This is a genomic window from Pseudonocardia broussonetiae (assembly GCF_013155125.1).
In the GTDB taxonomy this organism is placed as follows: domain Bacteria; phylum Actinomycetota; class Actinomycetes; order Mycobacteriales; family Pseudonocardiaceae; genus Pseudonocardia; species Pseudonocardia broussonetiae.
The window spans coordinates 3,885,864-3,905,078 of sequence record NZ_CP053564.1 but is presented as its reverse complement, the minus strand read 5'-3'; the positions used below and the strand labels follow the sequence as shown (position 1 = coordinate 3,905,078).

The following is a 19,215-nucleotide window of genomic DNA, read 5'->3' as shown; positions in this document are numbered from 1 at the left end:
TACTGGCCCTTCTCGAAGACGATGGAACGGGAACACAACTGAGGCGAACCTTACGGAAGGGCAGCCTAACTTCAAGTCTTGACGCGGCCCCTCGACCGTGCCAGGACGGTCAGCCGCCGTCCGGGCCCGCGGCCGCGGCGCGGACGACGCCCCGCAGGGCCTCGAACCACAGCTCGGCCAGGGCCGGCACCTCGTCGGCGGTGAACAGCGCCGCCGGCCACTCCCACGAGGCGTGCAGCTCGGGGCGCCCGGCCGCGTCCACGGCGAGCACGTCGACCACCAGGGGGTAGCCGACGGGCGTGCCGTCGCCGCGGCCGCCGGTCAGCGGGTCGAGCCCGGGTGGGGTCCGCCAGTCGTGGCCGGACGCCGGGTCGGGCTCGCCGGAGTACCGGCCGAGGTAGTTGAACTGGAGCTCCGGCGGAGCGGCCCTAGCCAGGTCGGCCCGCGCCCGCGGGTCGAGGTGCCGCAGCACCCCGTAGCCCAGCCCGCCGTCGGCCACCGCGCACAGGCGGGTGCCGACCCCGCCGACTACCCCTCCCACCGCGTTCGGGTCGCCCGCCGCGACGGCGGGCCACGCACCGGGCCCGACCGGCAGGTGGACGGGGAAGGCGGTGGTGAACCAGCCGACGGTCCGGGTGAGGTCGACGTCGCCGACGTGCTCCTCGCGCCCGTGCCCCTCGAGCGCCACCAGCGTGCCGTCGCCGGGGTCGCGCCCGGTCCGGCGGCGCCACTCGGCCGCCGCCACGGCCAGCCCGCCGAGCAGCACGTCGTTGATCGTGGCGCCGAGCGCGGCCGGGACGGACGACAGGAGCGGCGCCGCCCACTCCGCGGGCAGGACCAGGGTGCGCTCCCGGACGGTGCCGGCCGTGTCGCGGGCCGGGTTGAGCGGGACGCGGGCGAACCCGCCGGGAGCCGTCCGCGCGACGGCGCTCCAGTCGGGGAGCTCGTCGGCCCGGTCCCCCCGGCGGCCGGCGTCGGCCAGCCCGCGGGCCCAGGTGCGGAACGAGGTCGCGACGGCCGGGAGGCTGATCGGCCCGCCGGCCGCCTGCTGCGCCCACGCCTCCGCGACGTCCTCGGTGAGGATGCGCCAGGACACGCCGTCGACCACCAGGTGGTGGGCGACCAGCAGCAGGATGCCCGGTTCGGCCGGCCCGCGGTCCAGGAGCACCGCCCGGAGCACGGTCCCGCGGTCGGGGTCGAGGCGGTCCGCGGCCCGCAGCCGCTCCTCCTCGACCGCCGCCGCGGTGTCGGTGCCGGGCGCCGGCACCGCGACCGACAGCACGTCCTCGGCCCGCACGGCGCCCGGCTCGGGCACCTCCAGCTCCCACCCGTCCGGCCCGCGGTGCAGGCGGGCGCGCAGCAGGTCGTGGTGGTCGAGCAGCGCCTGCAGCACCGGCAGCAGCGCCGCGGCGTCCGCCCCGGCCGGGGTCTGCAGGGTCACGGCCTGGTGGAAGGCCCCGATGTCCCCCGTCGGGCCGGCCAGCTCGGCGAGCCAGCCGACGATCGGGGTGGCCGGCACCCGGCCGGTCCCGCGGTCGTGCGCCGCGGCGGCGGCCGCACCCGACGCAGCCTCCCCCGACGCAGCCTCCCCCGACGCAGCCCCCAGCGCGGCCAGTGCCTCGACGGTGCGGGCCGCACGCACGTCCCGCGGCCGGAACGCCAGACCCTGGCGGCGCGCCTGCGAGACCAGCGCGATCGAGCTGATGCTGTCCCCGCCCAGCTCGAAGAAGTCGTCGTCGAGGCCGACCTCGGGCACCCCGAGCAGGCGGCCGATCAGCTCGCAGAGGGTCCGCTCGGCGTCCGTCCGCGGCGGCCGGTGGTCCCGGCTGCCGGTGAGCTCCGGAGCCGGCAGCGCGGCCGTGTCGAGCTTGCCGTTGACGGTCAGCGGCAGCTCGTCGAGCACGTCGATGGTCGTGGGGACCATGTGCTGCGGCAGGCGCGCGCCCAGGTCCGCCCGCACCGCGGCGGCGAGCGCCCCGCGGTCCGCGGACCCGGCCGGGACGACGTAGGCCGCCAGGTGGGCGATCCCGGCCTCGCCGCGCCGGTGCACGGTCACCGCCGCCTGGGCCACCTCGGGGTGGCGTTCCAGGGTGGCGACGATCTCGCCCGGCTCGATCCGGTAGCCGCGGATCTTGACCTGGTCGTCGGTCCGGCCCAGGAAGTCGATGTTGCCGTCCGCCCGCTGGACGACGAGGTCGCCGGTGCGGTACATCCGGCCACCGGGCCCGGCGGCGTGCGGGTCGGCGACGAACCGCTCGGCGGTCTGCCCCGGCCGGTCGTGGTAGCCGCGGGCCAGCCCGGCCCCGGCGATGTAGAGCTCGCCCGGTGACCCGGGCGGCACGGGGCGCAGCGCGCTGTCGAGGATGTAGGCGCGGGTGTTGAGGATCGGCGTGCCGACGGTCGGGGTGGCGCTGTCGGTGGTGCCGCCGCCCAGGGTGTTGATCGTGTACTCGGTGGGGCCGTAGAGGTTGTAGCCGGTGACGCCGTCGGTGTCGCGCAGCTGCGACCACACCGACTCCGTCACCGCCTCCCCGCCCAGCAGCACCAGCGGCGGCCGGTGGGGCCCGTCGAGCAGGGCGCCGTCGAGCAGGGTCCGCGCGTAGGTGGGCGTCACGTTGACGACGTCGACGCGCTGCTCGGCGCAGTAGGCGACCAGCAGCTGGGCGTCGCGGCGCAGCTCCTCGTCGCAGACGTGCACCTCGTGGCCCTCGACGAGCCAGAGCAGCTCCTCCCACGACATGTCGAAGGAGAACGACACCGTGTGCGCGATCCGCAGCCGGCGTCCCCCCGTCCGGTCCAGGGTCGGCTCGAAGATCGCCGCCCGGTGGTTGACCAGCATGTTGGTCAGCCCGCGGTACGGGGTGAGCACGCCCTTGGGCCGGCCGGTGGACCCCGAGGTGTAGATGAGGTACGCCGGGTGCTCGAGCCGTCCCGGCGTGCCCGGGGCGAACGCCCCGAGCTCGGCGGGCGCCAGCGGGGCCGCCGACGTCGCGGCCAGCTCCCCGGCGGTGGCGGGCTCGTGCAGCCCCACCACCGCGGCGGTGCCGGCGGGCAGCCGGGCCGCGCCCGTCGCGTCGGCGAGCACGCACACCGGGCGGGCGTCGTCGAGCATGACCGCCCACCGCTCGGCGGGGTGGTCGAGGTCCAGCGGCAGGTACGCGGCCCCGGTGCGGAGCACCGCGAAGAGCGCGACCACCGTGTCCAGGGACCGGGGCATGGCGAGCGCGATGGTGCGCTCGGGCCCCGCGCCGCGCGCGAGCAGCAGCCTGGCCAGCCGGTTCACCCGGGCGTCGAGCCCGGCGAAGGTGAGCTGCTCGCCGTTGCACACCAGGGCCACCGAGTCGGGCTCGGCGGCGGCCCGCTCCGCGAGGAGCTCGGCGACGGTGAGCGCCGGCACCGGGTGCTCCGTCGCCGCCCAGCCCGCCTCCAGCGCCGACCGCTCCTCCGGGGCGAGCAGCGCCAGGGCGCCCACCGCCCGGTCGGGGTCGGCCGCGAGCTGGCCGAGGACGGACACGAACACCTCGTGCAGCCGCCGGGCCCGCTCGGGAGCGACCCGCCGCTGGTCGTACTGCAGCCGCAGCGCGAGCTCCGCGCCGGGGAAGACCTGCAGGGTCGCGGCGAAGTGGGTGCGCGCCTCGACGGACTCGCCCGTGCCGGTGATCCGCAGCTCCCCGGGCCGCTCCTCGTCGGCCCCCGGCGGGAAGTTCTCGAAGACGAACAGCACGTCGAACAGCTGCTCCGCCCCGACGAGGGACTGCACCTCGGCCAGGCCGAGGTACTGGTGGCCCAGCAGGTCGGCCTGCTCGCGCTGGTGGCGCAGCAGGACGTCGGCCAGCCGGTCGGCCGGCGACCAGCGCACGCGCACCGGCACCGTGTTGATGAACAGCCCGACCTGCGAGTCGATGCCGGGCACGTCGGCGTCACGGCCGGACACCACGGCCCCGAACACGAGGTCGTCGCGCCCGGTGGCGGCGCCGAGCGCGAGCGCCCAGGCCCCGCTGACGAGGGTGTTCAGCGTCAGCCCGCGGTCGCGGGCGACGGCGGTGAGCGCGCCCGTCAGCGCGACGGGCACGGTGGCGGTGAGAGCGGCGGGGGCGACCGGGACGGCGTCCGCGGGCAGGGCCGTGCCGAGCACGGTGGGCTCGGTGACCCCCTCCAGCGCCCGCTGCCAGGCGGCGCGGGTCCGGCCGGAGTCCTGCGCGGTCAGCCACCGCAGGTACTCGCGGTACGAGGGCACCGGGGCGAGGTCGCGTCCCTCGGTGCGCGCGCGGACCGACGCCAGCAGGTCCTCGAACAGGACCGGGAGCGACCAGCCGTCGGCCACCAGGTGGTGCAGGGTGAGGATCACCTGGTGCCGGGCGTCCGGGTGGTCCGGGACCGCGTCACCGACCAGGGCGACCCGCAGCAGCGGAGCGCGGTCCAGTCGCAGAGCGCGGCTGCGCTCCTCGTCGGCGACCCGCTCGGCCGCCGCGGCGTCGGTCCACCGCTCCACCCGCAGCGGGACCTCGACCGACCGGGCGACCGCCTGCACCAGTCCGCCGTCGGCGGTCTCGTGGAACGAGGCGCGCAGCGCCGGGTGCCGGTCGGTGAGCGCGGCGAGGGCCGTGCGCAGCTGGTCCGGGGTGAGCGGGCCCGCCAGCTCGAGCACGTACTGCACGATGTAGCCGTCCGGGTCGGCGGCGCTGTGCTCGTGGTAGCGGGAGTGGAAGTACATGCCCTGCTGCAGCGGGGTGAGCGGCCAGACGTCGGCCGGCCCGCCCGGGACCGCCGCGACGAGGGCGTCGACGTCCGCCTGGTCCAGGGCGACCAGCGGGAAGTCGACCGGCGACGGGCCCCACTCCCCCGGCCCGGGGGCGTGCGCGGCCAGCGCCTGCAGCGCGGCCGACCACCGGTCGGCGATCGCGGTCACCGCGGCCCCGGTCAGCACCCCGGCCGGCCACGTGAACGTGGCGGAGAGCTGCGGGCCGGCGGCGCCGTCGGTGACCTCGGCGTTGATCTCCAGGGGGTACCCGGCCGCGGTCGTCGGGTCCGCCCGCTCCCCGAGCGCGGGGCGCTCCGGGGCCGGTGCCCAGTCCCGTCCCGCGGCGTCGTCACCGGTGCCGAAGCGGCCCAGGTAGTTGAACAGGACGGACGGCTCGGCGGTGCCCTCCCACGCCTGCGCCCGGTCCGGGTGCAGCCGGCGCACGGCGGCGTAGCCGATGCCGCGGTCCGGGCGGGACTCGACGCGGGTGCGGATCCGCTTGGCGGCGGCGGCCATCGGGGCGCCGCCGGCCAGGAACCCGGCCCACGTCACGGGTCCGGGATCGAGCCGGACCGGGGCGATCGTGGTGAACCAGCCGACGGTCCGCGACAGGTCGATCCCCTCGTCGACCGCGGCGGCCTCGCGCCCGTGGCCCTCCAGGTCGACCAGCACCGCGGTGTCGGTGCGGTCACCGCGCAGGGCGAGCGCGAGCGCCGTGAGCAGGACGTCGTTGACCGTGCCGCCGAACGCGGCCGGGACCTCGCCCAGCAGGCGCCCGACGACCGCGGGCGCGACCGTGGTCGTGAGCGAGCGGGTGCTGCCGATGGTGTCCCGGGCGGGGTCCAGCGGCCGGTCCCCCACCGGGCACAGCCCGTCGGGGTCCAGCTCGGCCCGCCAGCGGGGCACCTCCTCGACCCGCTGCGCGCGGGCCGCCTCGCGGTGCAGCGCCTCCGCCCAGCCGCGGAAGGAGCCGGGCACCGGCTCGGGGGCGACCGGGTCGCCGGCGCGGTGCTGCCGCCACATCTCGGCGAGGTCCTCGGCGAGGATCCGCCAGGACACCCCGTCGACCACGACGTGGTGGGCGACGAGCAGCAGCCTGCCCCGGCGGGAGGACCCCGCCCCGGGGTCGACGAACACGGCCTGCAGCACCGTGCCGCGGTCCGGGGACAGGCGCCGGACGGCCTGCTGCTCGCATTCGTCGAGCAGCGCGGACAGCGCGGCCGGATCGTCCGGCGCGGCCACGGTGGTCAGCACGTCGGCGGCGGGGACCGCGCCCGGCCCGGGCACGTGCATCGCCCAGTCGTCGGCCCGGTCCAGCCGGGCGCGCAGCAGGTCGTGCCGGTCCAGCAGCCCCTGCAGCAGCACGGTCAGCGCGGCCGCGTCGGCGCCGGCCGGGGTCTGCACGCACAGCGACTGGAAGAACCCGTCGATGCCGACGGCCTCGTCCCGCAGCCCGGCCAGGATCGGGACCGGCGGGACCCGGCCCACCCCCGGGTCCGGCGCCCGGTGCGCGGTCGGGGCGCTCTCGGCGGCGCACGCCAGCGCCGCCGGGGTGCGCCGCTCGAACACCAGCCGCGGGCTGATCGCGAGCCCGCGGCGGCGGGCCTGCCCGACCAGCCCGATGGAGACGATGCTGTCGCCGCCGAGCTCGAAGAAGTCGTCGTCGACGCCGACGTCGGCGACCCCGAGCAGCTGGGCGAACACCTCGCACAGCAGCCGTTCCGCCTCGGTGCGCGGAGCGCGCCGCGGGCGGCTCGAGGTGAAGGCGGGCTCGGGGAGCGCGGCGGCGTCGAGCTTGCCGTTGACCGTCAGCGGCAGCTCGGGCACCGCGACCAGCGCGGCCGGGACCATGTGCGCCGGGAGCCGCTCGGTCAGCGCCTCCCGCACCACCGCGACCAGCGCCGCGGCGTCCGCAGCGGGGTCGGCCGGCACGAGGTACCCGGCCAGCCGCTTGTGCCCGGACGGCCGGTGGGTGTGCACGACGACCGCCGCGTGGGCCACCTGCTCCAGCGACTCCAGGGCGCCGACGATCTCGCCCGGCTCGATCCGGTAGCCGCGGATCTTGACCTGGTCGTCGGTCCGGCCCAGGAAGTCGACGTTGCCGTCGGGGCGTCGCCGGACCAGGTCGCCCGTGCGGTACATCCGCCCGCCCGGGACCGCGGCGAACGGGTCGGCGACGAACCGCTCCGCCGAGAGCGCGGCCCGCCGGTGGTAGCCGCGGGCCAGCCCCGCGCCGGCGATGTAGAGCTCCCCGGGGCAACCGACCGGCACCGGGCGCAGCGCCCGGTCCAGCACGTACCCGCGGGTGTTGTGGATCGGCCGCCCGACCGTGGGCGTGGCGCTGTCGGTGGTGCCCCCGCCCAGGGTGTTGATCGTGTACTCGGTGGGGCCGTAGAGGTTGTAGCCGGTGACGCCGTCGGCGTCGCGCAGCGCGGCCCACACCGAGTCGGTCACCGCCTCCCCGCCCAGCAGCACCAGCGACGGCCGGTGCGGACCGTCCAGCAGCCCCTCGTCGAGCAGGGCGCGCGCGAACGTCGGGGTCACGTTGACCACGTCGATCCGCTGGTCGCGGCAGTAGTCGACCAGCTTGCGGGCGTCGCGGCGCAGCTCCTCGTCGCAGACGTGCACCTCGTGCCCCTCGACGAGCCAGAGCAGCTCCTCCCAGGACATGTCGAACGCGAACGACACCGTGTGCGCGATCCGCAGGCGCCGCCCGGCCGCGGCCACGACCGGGCCGAAGATCTCGGCGCGGTGGTTGGCCAGCATGTTGGTCAGGCCGCGGTAGGGGGTGAGCACGCCCTTGGGCGTGCCCGTGGAGCCCGAGGTGTAGATCAGGTACGCCGGGTGCTCCAGCCGGTCCGGGTCGTCGGCGGCGAACCCGGGACGCTCCTCGTCCACCAGGGACGCCGGGGAGGCCGCGGCCAGCTCGGCGAGCACCGCGGGGTCGTCGAGCCGGACGACCGGCGCGTCGGCGGGCAGCAGCGCGGCGGCGTCACCGACCGAGAGCACGCAGACCGGCTCGGCGTCGGCCAGCATGACCGCCAGCCGCCGGGCGGGGTGCTCCAGGTCCAGGGGCAGGTAGGCGGCCCCGGTGCGCAGGGTGGCGAACAGCGCGGCGACCATGTCCGTGCCGCGCGGCAGCGCCAGCCCGACCACGCGCTCCGGCCCGGCCCCGCGGGCCAGCAGCAGCCGCGTGAAGCGGTTGACGCGCTCGTCGAGCTCGGTGAACGACAGCCGGTCCGCGCCGCAGACCAGCGCCGTGGACCCGGCGCGGTGCGCGGCCGTGCCGGCCAGCGCCTCGGCGACCGAGTCGGTGGCCAGCGGCCGTTCGGCCGCCGCCCACTCCTGCGCGAACGCGGTCCGCTCCCCCGGGGCGAGCAGGTCGATCCGACCCAGCGGGCGGTCCGCGCCGTCGGCCAGCGCCGCCGCCACGGCGGCGACCCGCCGCAGCAGCGTCCCGGCCGCGTCGGCGGTCGTCGCGGCGTCGTGCTCGAGGGTCAGCCCCAGCTCGGCCCCCGGCGTCGCGATCAGCACCAGCGGGTAGTGCGTGGCGTCGACGTGGTGGCGCCCGACGACCCCCGCCGCGGTCAGCGTGTCCTGCGGGATGTCGCCGAAGTTCTGCAGCACGAACAGGGTGTCGAACAGCACCGGGTGGCCGGAGGCCCGCTGGACGGCCCCCAGCCCGAGGAACTCGTGGTCGGCCAGGGCCAGCCGCTCGTCCTGCAGCCGGCGCAGGAACGCGCCGACGGCCTCGGCCGGGTCGGTCCGCACCCGCGTCGGCACGGTGTTGAGGAACTGCCCGACGACGTGCTCGGCGCCGGCCAGTTCGGGCGGCCGGCCCGCGACCGTGGTGCCGAACACCACCTCGTCGCGGCCGGTGAGAGCGCCCAGGACCAGTGCCCAGGCCGCGTTGAGCACGGTGTTGAGCGTGACCCCGCTGCGCCGGGCGCCGTCGCGCAGGACCTCCGAGGCCGCGGCCGGCAGCGTGATCGCCGTCCGGTCCGGGATGGTCGCGGTCGCCGGGCTCCCGGCCGGCAGCGCCGTGCGGACCAGGGTGGGCTCCTCCAGCCCGGCGAGCGCGTCGGCCCACGCGGCGCGGGCGGCGTCGGCGTCCTGCTCGGCCAGCCAGCGCAGGTGCTCGGGGTAGCTGCCGGCCGGGGGCAGCGCCTTCGGGCTGCCGCCGGCGTAGAGGGTGAACAGCTGGTCGAACAGGGTGCTGTGCGACCAGCCGTCCCAGGCCAGCAGGTGGTAGGTGGCGAGCAGCCGGTCGGTGCCGCCGGGCAGGCGCAGCAGCGACATCCGGAACAGGGGCGGCTCGGCGAGGTCGAACCGGCGGGTCCGGTCGGCCTGCGCGATCTCCGCCGCCCGCGCCGCGGCCGCGGCCGGCTCGAGCGCGGACAGGTCGTGCTCGGTCACCGGGTCGGCGGCGGCCGCCCGCACCACCTGGTGCACCGCGCCGTCGCCGGTCTCGACGAAGGCGCAGCGCAGGGTCGGGTGGCGCAGCTGCAGCAGCTGCGTCGCCCCGCGCAGCCGGGCGAGGTCGACCCGGTGGTCCAGCTCGAACGCGGTCTGCCCGGTGTAGAGGTCGAGCGCGCCGGTGTCGTCGTAGACGGCCTGGAAGTACAGCCCCGACTGCAGCGGGGACAGCGGCCAGACGTCGGTGAGGTCGGCGAACCGCTCGCGCAGCGCGCCGAGGGCGGTCAGGTCGAGCTCCACCAGCTCCAGCGGCCCCACCGGTGGGCGGGCCGGTGCCGGGGTGTCCTCGACGCCGGCGACCAGGGCGAGCGCCTCCGGCGTCCGGCCGGTGAAGACCTGCCTCGGGGTGAGCACCAGTCCCCGTTCGCGGGCCCGGCCGACCAGGGTGATCGAGGCGATGCTGTCGCCGCCGAGCACGAAGAAGTCGTCGTCGGCGCCGACGTCGGAGGCGCCGAGCAGCTCGGCGAACAGCGCGCAGAGCACCCGCTCGGGTCCCGTGCGGGGCGGCCTGCTGCCGCCGCCGGTGTAGACGGGGGCCGGGAGCGCCCGCGTGTCGAGCTTGCCGTTCGTGGTCAGCGGCAGCGCGGGGACCGCCGCCAGCGCGGCCGGGACCATGTGCGCCGGGAGCACGGTGGCGAGGTGGCTGCGCAGCCGCGCGGCCGGCGCACCGGCGTCCGCGTCGGCCGGCACCACGTAGGCCGCGAGCCGGGTCAGGACCGAGCCGCCCGCCGCCGTCGTGCTGTCGACCGTCACGGCGGCCTGGGCGACGAGGGGGTGGGCCTCCAGTGCGGCGACGATCTCCCCCAGCTCGATCCGGTAACCGCGGACCTTGACCTGGTCGTCGGTCCGGCCCAGGAAGTCGATGCTCCCGTCGGGGCGGCGGCGGGCGAGGTCGCCGGTGCGGTACATGCGCGCGCCCGGCTCACGGGCGAACGGGTCGGCGACGAACCGCTCCGCGGTCAGCCCCGGCCGGTCGTGGTAGCCGCGGGCCAGCCCGGTCCCGGCGAGGTAGAGCTCCCCCGGCGATCCGTCGAGGACCGGGCGCAGCGCGCCGTCGAGCAGGTGGACGCGGGTGTTGTGCACCGGCCGGCCGACCGTGCAGGTGGCGCTGCCGTCGACGCCGGCGCCGAGGGCGTTGATCGTGTACTCGGTGGGCCCGTACAGGTTGTAGCCGTCGGTGCGGGGCGCCTCGCGCAGTGCGGTCCAGACCGACTCGGTGGCCGCCTCGCCGCCCAGCAGCACGAGCGCGGGCGCGTGCGTCCCGTCGAGCAGGCCGCCGTCGAGCAGGGCCCGTGCGTAGGTGGGGGTCACGTTGACCACGTCGATGCGCTCCGCGCGGCAGAGCTCGACCAGGCGGTGGGCGTCGCGGCGCAGCTGCTCGTCGCACAGGTGCAGCTCGTGGCCGTCGACCAGCCACAGCAGCTCGTCCCAGGACATGTCGAAGGAGAAGGCGGTGGTGTGCGCGACGCGCAGCCGCCGGCCACCGGTCCCGGCCAGTGCCCGCGGCACGATCTCGGCGCGGTAGTTCGCCAGCATGTTGGTGAGGCCGCGGTGCGGGGTGAGGACGCCTTTGGGCGTGCCGGTGGAGCCGGAGGTGTACATCAGGTAGGCGGGGTGCTCGAGCCGGCCCGGCGTGCCGGGTGCGGAGCCGGGCGCCTCCGCGGCGAGCGGCCCGGCCGGCAGCGCGGCGAGCTCGGCGACCACCGCGGGATCGTCCAGCCGGACCGTCGGGACCCCCAGTCCCGGGTCGTCACCGGTGAGGGTGACGACGCAGGCCGGACGCGCGTCGTCGACGATCGTCCGGAGCCGGGCGACCGGCAGTTCCAGGTCGAGGGGCAGGTAGGCCGCGCCGGTGCGCAGCACCGCGAACACCGCCGCCACCAGGTCGGTCGAGCGGGGCAGCGCGAGCGCGACGATCCGCTCCGCTCCCCCGGCCCCGTCGAACCGGTCGAGCAGCAGCCGGGCGATCCGGTCGACCCGCGCCGCGAGCTCGCCGAAGGTGAGCCGGTGCGCGCCGCAGACCAGCGCCGTGTCGTGCGGTGCGGCGGCGGCCACCCGGGCGAGGTGCTCGGCCACCGTCTCGTCGGCGAGGTCGCGCTCGGTCACCGACCAGCCGGCGCGCAGCGCCGCGGTCTCGCCGTCGGCCAGCACGTCCACCCGGCCGACCGGCTCGTCCACCGCCTCGAGCAGCCGCCGCGCCGTCACCGCGAACCGGTCCAACAGCGCGGCCGCCGCGGACCGGTCGAGGACGTCCGGCCGGTACTGGAGGGTGCAGTGCATCCCCGCGTCGGGGGCGACCACCAGCGCCAGCGGGTAGTGGGTGGCGTCGGCGTAGTCGACGTAGCGGGCTCCCGCCGCGTCCAGCGCCGACGGGGCGAGCTTCGGGAAGTTCTGGAGCACGAACAGGGTGTCGAACAGCGTCTCCTGCCCGGCGGCCCGCTGGATGTCGGCCAGCCCGGCGTGCTCGTGCTCGACGAGGCCGGCCCGCTCCTCCTGGATCCGGTGCAGCAGGACGCCCACGGGCTCGGCGGGGTCGAGCCGGACCCGGGCCGGCACCGTGTTGAGGAACTGGCCGATCGACCGGTCGCTGCCCGGGAGCTCGGCCGGGCGGCCGGCCACCGTGATGCCGAAGACCACGTCGGTGCGCCCGGTCAACCCGCCCAGGGTGATGGCCCACGCCGCGTTGAGCACCGTGTTGACCGTGACGCCGAGCGCGCGGGCGCCCGCGCGCAGGGCCGCGTCGGCCTCCGCGGGCAGCTCCAGCTCGACGGTCGAGGGGAGGACGGCCGCGGTCGCGGCGTGCTGCGGGCCGGCGACCAGGGTGGCGCCGTCGAGGCCCGCCAGCACCTCGCGCCACGCCGCCTCGACGGCCGGGCGGTCGCGCCCGGCCAGCCAGCGCGGGTGGTCCAGGTGCGACGGCGGTGTCCCCAGCCCCGGGTCGGCGCCGTCGTGGGCGAGGAGGGTGAACAGCTCCTCCAGGACGATGTGGTGCGACCAGCCGTCCCACGCCGTGAGGTGCTGGGTGAGGACCAGGCGCGACCGGCCGTCCGGCAGGTGGGCGAGGACGATCCGGAACAGCGGCGGCGCGGCCAGGTCGAACCGCCGGGCCCGGTGCTCGGCCGCCACGGCGGTCAGCCGCTCCAGGGCCCCGTCGAGGGGCAGGTCGTCGAGGGCGATCTCCTCGACCGGCACCGTGGCCGTCCGCAGGACGACCTGCACCGGCTGCGGCACGCGGTCGCCGGTGAGGCCGGCCCGCAGGAACGGGTGCCGGTCCAGCAGCGCCGCGCACGCCCGGCGGAGCCGGGCGGGGTCGAGCCGCCGGTCGAGCTCGAACACGTGCTGCGCGGTGTAGGGGTCCAGGTCCTCGGCGCCCTCGAAGAGGGACTGGACGTACAGCCCGGCCTGCAGCGGCGACGCGGGGAACACGGCGCCGGGCTCGACGCCGTACCGGTCGGCCACCTGCGCCGCGACCTGCGGGTCGAGGAGCGGGGCGAGGTCGTCGACGGCCTCGGACGGCGCCTGCGGGGCCGCGGTGGGGTGGTGGGCGGCGAGCGCCTCGGGCGTGCGCAGCTCCATCAGCTCGCGCACCCGCACGCGCAGCCCGTCCTCGTGGGCCGCGCGGAGCACCCGGACCGCGGTGATGGAGTCGCCGCCGAGGGCGAAGAAGTCGTCCTCGGGCCCGACCTCGGGCAGGTCGAGGGCGTCGGCGAGCCGCCGGCACCACTGCCGCTCGGCCTCGTCGCGCGGCGCCCGGCCCCCGCCGGGCCCGATCAGCGGCGCGGGCAGCGCCTCGCGGTCGAGCTTGCCGTTCGGGGTCATCGGCAGCCCGCCGGGCAGCGGCACCAGCACGGTGGGGACCATGTGGGCGGGCAGCGCGTCGGCGAGCCGCGCCCGCACCCGGGCCGGCTCGGCGGCCGTCGCGTCGAGCACGACGTAGCCGACCAGCATCCGCCGGCCGGGGTGGTCCTCGCGGACCACGACCGCGGCCTGGGTGACGCCCGGCTGCGCGAGCAGCGCCGTCTCCACCTCCCCCGGCTCGATCCGGTGGCCGCGCAGCTTCACCTGCTGGTCGGCGCGGCCGAGGAAGTCCAGCGTGCCGTCGGGACGCCAGCGGGCCCGGTCGCCGGTGCGGTACATCCGCGCGCCGTCGGCCGCGAAGAGGTCGGCGACGAATCGGGAGGCGGTGAGCGCGTGGCGGCCCCGGTACCCGCGGGCCAGCCCGCGGCCGGCGATGTAGAGCTCGCCGACCTCGCCCACCCCGACCGGGCGCAGCATCTCGTCGAGCACGTAGGCGTGGGTGTTCGGGTCGGGCCGGCCGATCGGCGCGGGCCCGGACCAGTCGGCGTCGGCCGTCCACAGCGTGGAGTTCACCGTCGCCTCGGTCAGGCCGTAGGCGGTGACCACCCGCAGCGGGCCGGTCCACCGCCGGATCACCTCGGGCGGCACCGTCTCGGTGCCGACGACGAGGACCGCGCCGTCGGGCAGCCGCGCCTGCTCGGGCAGCGCGGCGACCAGCGACGGCGGCAGGATCATGTGCGTCACGCCGTGCGCGACCAGGTAGTCGGTCAGCTCGGGTCCGGCCACGCGGCGGTGGGCCGGCACCAGCACGACGGTCCCGCCGACGCACAGCGACATGGTCAGGTCCCACACCGCCACGTCGAACCCGATCGAGGCGAACTGCGCGACGCGGCTGTCCGCGTCGACGCCCAGCCGGTCCACCGCCGTCGCGACCAGGCTGCCGATGCCCTCGTGGGTGAGCACCGCACCCTTGGGGCGGCCGGTGGAACCGGAGGTGTAGATGAGGTAGGCGGCGCGGTCGAGCCCGATCGGGCCGCCCACCTCCGCGTCGTCGAGGTCGTCACCGCGGTGACCGGCCAGCTCGGCCGCCGTCGCCGGGGCGTCCACCACGATCACGGCGGTGCCCGGCGGCAGCTCGCCGGCCAGCTCGGAGGTGGTGAGCACCAGCTCGGCACCGGAGTCGCCGAGCAGGTAGGCGATCCGGTCGGCCGGGTGGTCGAGGTCCAGCGGGAGGAACACGGCCCCCGCCTTGAGCACTGCGAGCACCGACGCGACCAGCTCGGGCGTGCGCGGCAGGGCGAGGCCGACGACGTCCTCGGCACCGACCCCGCGGGCGCGGAGCAGCCGGGCCATCCGGTTGGCGCGCTCGTCGAGCTCGCGGTAGCTCACCGCGTCGTCCTCGCAGACGACGGCGGTGGCCTCCGGGTGCTCGGCGGCGCGCGCCTCGAAGAGCCGGGACCACGACCGCTCCTCGACCACCCGCACGGGGCTGCGGGCCCACGGCGTCAGCGCGTCGATGCTCGCAGCGGTCACGGCTTGGCGTCCAGCGTCTGCAGCTCGGGAACGATCTGCTCGAGCGCGTAGGGGATGCTCAGCACGGTGTTGAACGTGATCGCGGCGCCCGGGAACGGCGCGGTGGTGTAGTCGAAGTAGGCCACGCGCCCGTCGCGGACCACGTCGAGCTGGTTGTAGATGGTGTCGTCGCGCAGGACCTGCAGGGTGTCCGGGTCCGACGTCCAGGCCAGCCGGTCGACGTCGAGCAGCGAGAACTCCTCGGCGCTGACGGTGGCGAGGTTGTCCTGCACCCGCGGCGCCAGCCAGTCGGGCTCGGTCCGGAAGCCGAGGTCGGCGAAGAAGCGGGCCTTCGGGTCCTGCGGCGAGAAGACCCCGTAGGTGCCGCTCTCCACGGTGGCCATCACCAGCATGGTCTGCTCGGCCCACTGCGGGTTGGCGCTGCGGACGGTGGCGATCTGCTGCTCCACGTCGGCGATCAGGTCCCTGGCCTGCTGCTCGCGGCCCAGTGCCTGCCCGGTGGTCAGGGTCATGTCCTGCCACGGGGCGCCGAAGGGGTCGTACTGGGCGGAGTGCGCGACGGTGGGCGCGATCGCGGAGAGCTTGTCGTACTCGGACTGCTCGAGTCCCTCGTACAGGGCCAGGATCAGGTCGGGCTGCAGCGCCGCCACCTTCTCCAGGTTGATCTCCCCGGCGTTCGCGACGATCTCCGGCGCCGGTCCCGTCGCCGACCCGGTGGCCCAGGGGAAGATCGCACCGGGCTGCTCGTTGAACCACTCGGTGGTGCCGACCGGCTGCACGCCGAGGGCGAGGACGGCGTCCTGGTCGCTCCAGCCGATGGTGACCACGCGCTGGGGCGCGGCGCTGATGGTGGTGGACCCGAGTGCGTGGTCGATGGTGACCGGCATCCCGCTGCCCGCCTGCGGGGCCTGCGCGGGGGCCGCCGCCGGCGGCGCGGCCGGTGCCCCGCACGCGGAGACGGTGAGGGCCAGCGCGGCGCCGGCGAGCAACCACCGGCGTCGGACGGGTCGGGACAGGTAGGTGCTCATCGTGCTCCTCGGGGAACGGGCCGGGCGTGACGTGGACGGGTTCGACGGCCGGACCGGTGTCACCGGTGCGGACAGAGGCGTGCGGCTGCCTGCCGCGGGCGGAGCGGGGAGGGGCCGGGCGGGTCCTGCCCGACGCGGTCCGGGCGTTCCCGCCGGCGCACTGCCGGCGGCGTCACCCGCCGGCCCGCGGGCGGCGGCGGGACTCCGCGGTGGTGGTGGTCGACGCGGGGTGCGACGGCCCGGGGGCGGCCTCTGCCGGGTCCAGCGGGCCGTGCCGGGACATCCGTGACTCCCTCTCCGTCGAGCGACTCGATCACCCTCGCCTAAGGTTAGGCTTTCCTCAATAGTCCGTTCGGGCGAGCGAGGGAACGGAGCGCGACCTGCGGTTGCTCGATCCGGGGAGCGCGAAGGCGTCTCTGCACCGAGAACGAGCAAGGGGAGGCTAACCTGATCGCGATGGCGCGGCGTGTGACGTGCGTCCTCTTGCGACGGAGCCCGGCCCCGTGCCCGGACGGAGCGGGGCCGCCGCGGTCCGTCGCGCCCGGAACCCCGCCCGGGACCTGCCCGGAACGCGGAACGGCCCCTGACCGCGGGGGGTCAGGGGCCGTCGTCGTGCCGTGCGTGCGGGTTCAGGAGCGCTGCTCGAACGGCTCGTCGACCGGCGTCTCGGTCGGCGCCACGCCCGCGGAGGTCTCGTAGGGGTTGGCGTAGGGCAGGGGCTCGTCGTGGCCCGGGGTGACGGTGTCGTAGATGCCGTCGAGGTTCGTGTCGTCGATGACGACGTCGGCCAGGCCGTCGCCGCCGGTGGCCACCGCGATGACGTCGGGGGTGAACTCCCCGTCGCCGGGGGTGTTGTCGAACTGGGCGATGTCGTCGTAGAAGTCGCCGTCGACGTCGGTGAGGACGGCGTCGACCTCGCCGTCGGCGTTGGAGTCGATGACGGTGGTCTCGGCGTAGCCGTCACCGTCGGTGTCGACGTACTCGTAGGACGAGCCCGTCTCCGTGAAGTCGTCCTGGTCGGTGGGCTCCGGGGCGTCCGTCTCGGGGTGCTCGGGCAGGTCGGGGGTCTCGGGTGCGTAGAACTCGCCGGACATCGGATCCTCCAGGGAACCAGGGGGTGGGTGGGCGTTCAACAGGAAGGACGTCGGTGGCGCCTGATCGGTTACAGGCGCGCCGCAGGAAGTTTCGGGGCACCGGCCCGTGCCGACAAGACCGTTCGGCGCCAGCGGGCGACCGGACGCGGGCCTAGGCTCGGCGCCGTGCCCGAACCCAAGCCGGTTGAGTGCTGGATGACCGATATGGACGGTGTCCTCGTCCACGAGGGACGCCTCATCCCCGGCGCCGACGCGTTCATCGGCCGCCTCCGCGAGACCGGTCGGCCGTTCCTGGTCCTCACCAACAACTCGATCTTCACCCCGCGCGACCTCCAGTTCCGGCTGCGCAGCAGCGGCATCGACCTGCCGGTGGAGTCGATCTGGACCTCGGCGCTCGCCACCGCCGCCTTCCTCGACGACCAGCGCCCCGGCGGCAGCGCCTACGTCGTCGGCGAGGCCGGGCTCACCACGGCCCTGCACGAGATCGGCTACGTCCTCACCGACAACGCCCCCGACTACGTCGTCCTCGGCGAGACCCGCACCTACAGCTTCGAGGCGATCACCACCGCGATCCGGCTCATCCTCGGCGGCGCGCGGTTCGTCGCCACCAACCCCGACGCCACCGGCCCCTCCGGCGACGGCGTGCTGCCGGCCACCGGCTCGGTCGCCGCCCTGATGTCCCGGGCCACGGGCGTCGAGCCGTACTACGTCGGCAAGCCGAACCCGCTGATGATGCGGGCCGCGCTCAACCGCCTGCAGGCGCACTCCGAGACCACCGTGATGGTCGGCGACCGCATGGACACCGACATCGTCGCCGGCCTGGAGGCCGGGATGCGCACGGTGCTGGTGCTGACCGGGATCGTGCAGGCCGACGAGATCGACCGCTTCCCCTACCGCCCGCACCGGGTGGTCTCCTCGATCGCCGACCTGGTCGACGACGTCTGAGCCCGGTCAGGTCCCGGACGGCGCGGTCTAGTCCCGGACGGCGCGGTCAGGTCCCGGACAGCGCGTCGGCCAGGTCGGAGTACAGCCGCAGGTGGGACTCGAGCCCGCTCACCTGGATCGGGCGGAGCACCGGCCGGGTGTCGTCGACGACGATGCGGAACGGCTGCTGCGCCCCGGCCGTCGCCCACACCCCCGACAGCGCCTCCACGAGCACCGCGATGCCGGCGGAGCCGAAGAACTCGACGTGGGCGAGGTCCAGGACCAGGTGCCGGTCGCCGAGGTCGGCGACCGCGCGGTCCATCGCCTCGCGCAGGGAGTCGACGGTCGTGTTGTCGATCTCGCCCCCCACCACGAGCACCAGGGCGTCGGGCCGGTCGTCGACGTCCAGCCGCAGCGGAGCGGGATCGTCCTGCCGGAGGGAGTGGGTGTCCGGGTCGTGCACGGGAAGAGGTTATCGAGCGACGGCCCGGAGCGCTGGGCGGACCCGCCGGACCCCCTGCCCGCAGAGTTCGTCGCTACGACCACGGCGTGCCCGGCGGTGACCCCGGAGCCCGCTCAGCCCAGGTCGGACAGGTCCAGCACGAACCGGTAGCGCACGTCGTTGCGCGCGAGCCGGTCGAACGCCGTGGCCACCTCCTCCGACGGCAGCACCTCGACGTCGGCGACGATCCCGTGCCGGCCGCAGAAGTCGAGCATCTCCTGGGTGCCCGGGCGTCCGGCACTGCCGGCCGAGGCGAGGCTGCGGCGGGCGAGCAGCAGGTCCATCGTCTCGACGGTGACCGGGCCGAGGTGCCCGAGCGCGCAGAGCGTGCCGTCGAGGGCGACCGTGCGCAGGTAGGGCGCCAGGTCGTGGGACACCGGCGCGCAGTCCAGCACCAGGTCGATGCGGTCGGCCTGCGCGGCCATCGCCGGAGCGTCGGTGGAGTCGACGACGTGGTGCGCGCCGAGGCGGCGGGCGTCGTCGGCCTTGCCCGCGGACGTCGTGAACACCGTGACCTCGGCGCCCAGCGCGCGGGCGAGGCGCACGGCGAGGTGCCCGAGCCCGCCCAGCCCGACCACACCGACCGTCGTGCCGGGCCCGGCCGACCAGCGCCGCAGCGGCTCCCAGACCGTGGCCCCGGCGCACAGCAGCGGGGCCACGCCGGCCGGGTCGAGGTGCGCGGGGCGGTGGTAGGCGAACCGCTCGCGCACCACGTACTCCGCGGCGTACCCCCCGTAGGTCGGCGAGCCGTCGCGGCGGTCGGTGCCGCCGTAGGTGAGCGTCGGGAACTCCCGGCAGAAGTTCTCCTGGCCCGCGCGGCACATCGCGCAGGTGCCGCAGGAGTCGACGATGTTGCCCACGGCCACGGCGTCGCCGACCGCGAAGCCGGTGACCTCCTCCCCGACCGCGCTCACCTCCCCCACGAACTCGTGCCCCGGGACCAGCGGGAACGGGCCGTCGCCGTCGCGGGAGTGCAGGTCGGTGTGGCACACCCCGCAGTGCGTGACGCGCACGGCGAGGTCGTCGGGGCGCAGCGCGCGGCGCGGCACGTCCCCGCGCCGCGGCGGCGCGCCCCGCTCGGTCACCAGGTAGCCCGGTACTGCTCGCATGACGTCCCCT

5 protein-coding genes and 1 pseudogene are annotated in these 19,215 nt (G+C 76.3%); 1 reads left to right on the top strand and 5 read right to left on the bottom strand.

Annotation, left to right across the window (positions count from 1 at the left end; genetic code table 11):
- Window positions 1–109 precede the first annotated feature (109 nt).
- From HOP40_RS19200 to HOP40_RS35510, 3 genes and pseudogenes are all read right to left on the bottom strand, one after another.
- Window positions 110–14,539: pseudogene (locus tag HOP40_RS19200) on the bottom strand (amino acid adenylation domain-containing protein); the annotation flags it as partial.
- Between the two features lie 5 nt (window positions 14,540–14,544).
- On the bottom strand, window positions 14,545–15,576 hold the full coding sequence (locus HOP40_RS19195; protein ID WP_172160525.1) for an iron-siderophore ABC transporter substrate-binding protein: 1,032 nt from the start codon (window positions 15,574–15,576) through the stop codon (window positions 14,545–14,547).
- 629 nt (window positions 15,577–16,205) lie between these two features.
- A complete protein-coding gene (locus HOP40_RS35510) occupies window positions 16,206–16,670 on the bottom strand; it encodes a hypothetical protein (protein WP_205346819.1) in 465 nt (154 codons plus the stop codon).
- A 195-nt stretch (window positions 16,671–16,865) separates the two neighbouring features.
- Here HOP40_RS35510 and HOP40_RS19185 point away from each other — a divergent pair, with 195 nt between their 5' ends.
- The gene (locus tag HOP40_RS19185) at window positions 16,866–17,615 is read left to right on the top strand and encodes an HAD-IIA family hydrolase (RefSeq protein WP_205347333.1); all 750 of its coding nucleotides are present in this window, start codon (window positions 16,866–16,868) and stop codon (window positions 17,613–17,615) included.
- A gap of 46 nt (window positions 17,616–17,661) precedes the next feature.
- On the opposite strand, the gene HOP40_RS19180 is transcribed toward HOP40_RS19185, so the two are convergent.
- Both HOP40_RS19180 and HOP40_RS19175 read right to left on the bottom strand, forming a co-directional pair.
- Window positions 17,662–18,057, bottom strand: coding sequence for an STAS domain-containing protein (locus HOP40_RS19180; RefSeq protein WP_172160521.1), 396 nt, complete (start codon window positions 18,055–18,057; stop codon window positions 17,662–17,664).
- Window positions 18,058–18,170: 113 nt separating this feature from the next.
- On the bottom strand, window positions 18,171–19,205 hold the full coding sequence (locus tag HOP40_RS19175; protein ID WP_172160519.1) for an NAD(P)-dependent alcohol dehydrogenase: 1,035 nt from the start codon (window positions 19,203–19,205) through the stop codon (window positions 18,171–18,173).
- Window positions 19,206–19,215: the final 10 nt, after the last annotated feature.

Coding starts and splice junctions, on each gene's coding strand:
- HOP40_RS19185 (WP_205347333.1), top strand. CDS start 16,866: ATGACCGATATGGACGGTGTCCTCGTCCACGAGGGACGCCTCATCCCC.
- HOP40_RS19175 (WP_172160519.1), bottom strand. CDS start 19,205: ATGCGAGCAGTACCGGGCTACCTGGTGACCGAGCGGGGCGCGCCGCCG.
- HOP40_RS19195 (WP_172160525.1), bottom strand. CDS start 15,576: ATGAGCACCTACCTGTCCCGACCCGTCCGACGCCGGTGGTTGCTCGCC.
- HOP40_RS35510 (WP_205346819.1), bottom strand. CDS start 16,670: ATGTCCGGCGAGTTCTACGCACCCGAGACCCCCGACCTGCCCGAGCAC.